General features: G+C 69.6%; 3 protein-coding genes. 2 read left to right on the forward strand and 1 reads right to left on the reverse strand.

Translation table 11 applies throughout. The annotated features are described in order from the left end of the window. The coding region (uvrA, locus tag VFB40_RS00030) for an excinuclease ABC subunit UvrA (protein ID WP_324847138.1) at positions 1-2,314 on the reverse strand (2,314 nt) is incomplete at its 3' end. Between the two features lie 163 nt (positions 2,315-2,477). Here uvrA and VFB40_RS00035 point away from each other — a divergent pair. Further along, on the forward strand, positions 2,478-3,239 hold the full coding sequence (locus VFB40_RS00035) for a maleylpyruvate isomerase N-terminal domain-containing protein (RefSeq protein WP_324847139.1): 762 nt from the start codon (positions 2,478-2,480) through the stop codon (positions 3,237-3,239). 24 nt (positions 3,240-3,263) lie between these two features. Further along, positions 3,264-3,706 (forward strand): MBL fold metallo-hydrolase (locus VFB40_RS00040; protein WP_324847140.1); only part of this gene is annotated, 443 nt, incomplete at its 3' end.

Genomic DNA, 3,706 nt, shown 5'->3' on the forward strand with positions numbered 1-3,706 from the left:
TCTCGATCTTGATCGTGCCGTCGCCCGCACAGTTCTCGCAGCGGCCGCCCTTGACGTTGAAGGAGAAGCGGCCCGGCTGGTAGCCGCGGACCTTCGCCTCGGTGGTCTCGGCGAACAGCTTGCGGATGTGGTCGAAGACACCGGTGTACGTCGCCGGGTTGGACCGCGGGGTGCGGCCGATGGGCGACTGGTCGACGTGCACGACCTTGTCGACGAGGTCGTCGCCGTCCACGCGCGTGTGCCGGCCCGGCACGTTCCGCGCGCCGTTCAGCTCGCGGGCGAGGTGCGTGTACAGGATGTCGTTGACCAGCGTGGACTTGCCGGATCCGGACACGCCGGTGACCGCGACGAAGCAGCCGAGCGGGAAGCTGACGTCGATGTCCTTGAGGTTGTGCTCGCGCGCGCCGTGCACGGTGAGCACCCGCTTCGGGTCCACCGGGCGGCGCTGGCCGGGCACCTCGATGCGCATCCGGCCGGACAGGTACGCGCCGGTGAGCGAGTCCTCCGAGTCGAGCAGGTCGGAGACCGGGCCGGAGACGACCACGTGCCCGCCGTGCTCGCCCGCGCCCGGGCCGATGTCCACCACCCAGTCGGCGACCTTGATGGTGTCCTCGTCGTGCTCGACCACGATCAGGGTGTTGCCGAGGTTGCGCAGCCGCACCAGGGTCTCGATCAGCCGGTGGTTGTCGCGCTGGTGCAGGCCGATGGACGGCTCGTCGAGCACGTACAGCACGCCGACCAGGCCCGAGCCGATCTGGGTGGCCAGCCGGATGCGCTGGGCCTCGCCGCCGGCCAGGGTGGCCGAGGCGCGGTCCAGGGAGAGGTAGTCCAGGCCGACGTCGACCAGGAACTGCAGCCGCTCGTTGACCTCCTTGAGCACCCGCTCGGCGATCTGTGCCTCACGGGAGCTGAGCTTGAGCTGCTTGAGGAAGCGCGCGCACTCGCCGACCGGCATCGAGGCGACCTCGGCGATCGACTTTCCGCCGCCGTCGCCGTCGGCCTTCTCCCCCAGGGTCACGGCCAGCACCAGGGGCTTGAGCCGGGTGCCCTTACAAGCCGGGCACGGCGCCTCGCGCATGTATCCGGCGTGGCGCTCGCGGGCGCTGTCCGACTCGGCCTCGCTGTGCCGGCGCTCGATCCACGGGATCACGCCCTCGAAGCCGGTGGAGTAGCTGCGGGTGCGGCCGAAGCGGTTGGTGTAACTGACCGTCACCTTGTGGTTGTGGCCTTGCAGGATCGCCTTGCGCACCTTGGGCGGCAGCTTGCGCCAGGGGGCGTCCAGGTCGAAGCCGAGTTCGTCGGCCAGGCCTTCCAGCAGCCGGCCGAAATACTCAGAGCCCTGCCCGGCCGCGGTCCACGGGGCGATGGCGCCCTCGGCGATCGACAGCTCCGGGTCCGGGATGATCAGCTCCTCGTCGACCTCCATCCGGATGCCGAGGCCGGTGCACTCGGGGCAGGCGCCGAACGGGGAGTTGAACGAGAAGGAGCGCGGCTCGAGCTCCTCGAAGGACAGATCGTCGTACGGGCAGTAGAGATGCTCTGAGTACATCCGCTCGCGCTGCGGGTCGTCCTCGGGCAGGTCCACGAAGTCCAGCGTGATCATTCCGCCGGCCAGGCCGAGCGCGGTCTCGATCGAGTCGGTGAGCCGCCGCTTCGCAGAGTTTTTTCCATCAACACCGCCCTTCACCGCGAGCCGGTCCACGATCACCTCGATCGTGTGCTTCTCCTGCTTCTTGAGCACCGGCGGCTCGGCGAGCTGGATCACGGTGCCGTCCACGCGCGCCCGGCTGTAGCCCTTGGTCTGCAGGTCCTTGAACAGCTCCCCGTACTCGCCCTTGCGCTCGCGGATGACCGGGGCCAGGACCTGGAAGCGGGTGCCCTCCTCCAGTTCGAGCACGCGCTCGACGATCTGCTGCGGGGCCTGCCGGGCGATCGGCCGTCCGCATTCGGGGCAGTGCGGCCGCCCGGCGCGCGCGTAGAGCAGACGCAGGTAGTCGTAGACCTCGGTGATGGTGCCGACGGTCGAGCGCGGGTTCTTCGAGGTGGACTTCTGGTCGATCGACACCGCGGGAGACAGGCCCTCGATGAAGTCGACGTCCGGCTTGTCCATCTGCCCGAGGAACTGGCGGGCGTACGCGGACAGCGATTCGACGTACCGCCGCTGGCCCTCGGCGAAGATCGTGTCGAAGGCGAGGGAGGACTTGCCGGAGCCGGATAGACCGGTGAACACGATGAGGGCGTCGCGCGGCAGATCGAGCGAGACGTCCTTCAGATTGTGCTCGCGCGCCCCACGCACGACCAGCTTGTCCGTCACCGGTGGCTCCCATACTTCCGACTGTCTTGAACCCGCCCAACACTCCCCCAAACATGCTAGGCGGACCCACCGACAGACTTGTTTCGTTCCGGATAAGCGCCCGCGGCGCGCTGGTGTTCCCGCGCGTGGCGCGGCCGGGGCGGGCTGCGGGAGAGTAGGAACCATGACGATTGATCCGCGCTCCCCGGACTTCGACCCGACCGCCCTGCTGGCCGAGATCACCGAGGCGACGGCCCAGTTGCTCGGCACGGCCGAGCGGCTCGACGACCAGGCGGTCCGCGAGCCCTGCGCGCTGGAGGGCTGGACCCGCGGCCACCTGCTGACCCACCTGGCCCGCAACGCCGACGCCCTGCGCAACCTGCTGACCTGGGCCGCTACCGGTGAGCGGCACGAGGCGTACCCGAACCCGGGGCAGCGGAACAAGGACATCGAGGCCGGAGCCGGACGCACCGCGGAGCAGCTGACCACCGACCTGCGGGAGGCCGGACAGCGCTTCGTCGAGGCGGCCGCGCGCCTCACCCCCGAGCAGTGGCAGGCCAAGGTCGAGCGTCCCACCGGCGGCCCGCAACCGGCCGGGCGCATCCCGTGGTGGCGTCTGGAGGAGGTCTACATCCACCATGTGGACCTCGACCTCGGCTTCTCCCCCGCGCACTGGCCGGCCGAGTTCACCGGTCCCGCGTTGGAGATGGCAGCCGAGCGCTTCACCAACCCGGCGTACGCCACAAAGGCCGAGACGCCCTTCCGCCTCCACGCAGAGGACACGGCGCGCACGGTCGGCGTCGGCTGCGACCCGCAGGAGAAGGAACACCTGCTTGTGCGTGGCCCCGAGCCGGCGCTGCTGGCCTGGCTGATCGGCCGCAGCAACGGCGACGGCCTGGTCGTCGAGCCCTTCGACGCCCTGCCCACCCTGCCGGCCTGGAACTGACGGCCCGAAGCGAAAGGACGGCTCATGAGCTACCACGGCAACGTGACGGTCGGCGGCCCCGCGGAGGTGCGCGAACTCGCCCCGCTGATGATCACCAAGGTCGCGGTCGGTCCCTACGACAACAACGCGTACCTGCTGCGCTGCCGCCAAACCGACGAGCAGATGCTCATCGACGCGGCGGCCGAACCGGACCGCCTCCTGCAGACGATCGGCAGCTCGCTCGCCGCGGTGGTGACGACCCATCAGCACGCGGACCACTGGCAGGCGCTGCAAGCAGTCGTCGACGCGACCGGTGCGCGTACCGCAGCAGGCGAATACGACGCGGACGGTATCCCAGTCCATACCGACCTCCGCCTACGCGACGGCGAGACGATCAACGTCGGCAACATCCCGCTGCGCGTTATCCACTTGGTCGGCCACACGCCGGGTTCCATCGCCCTGCTCTACGACGACCCGAAGGGTCATCC

This window comes from Actinocrinis sp., assembly GCF_035650855.1.
In the GTDB taxonomy this organism is placed as follows: Bacteria; Actinomycetota; Actinomycetes; order Streptomycetales; family Catenulisporaceae; genus Actinocrinis.

What these genes read in the sequence shown, in the direction of transcription:
- VFB40_RS00035 (WP_324847139.1), top strand. Translation starts at nt 2,478, where the DNA reads ATGACGATTGATCCGCGCTCCCCGGACTTCGACCCGACCGCCCTGCTG.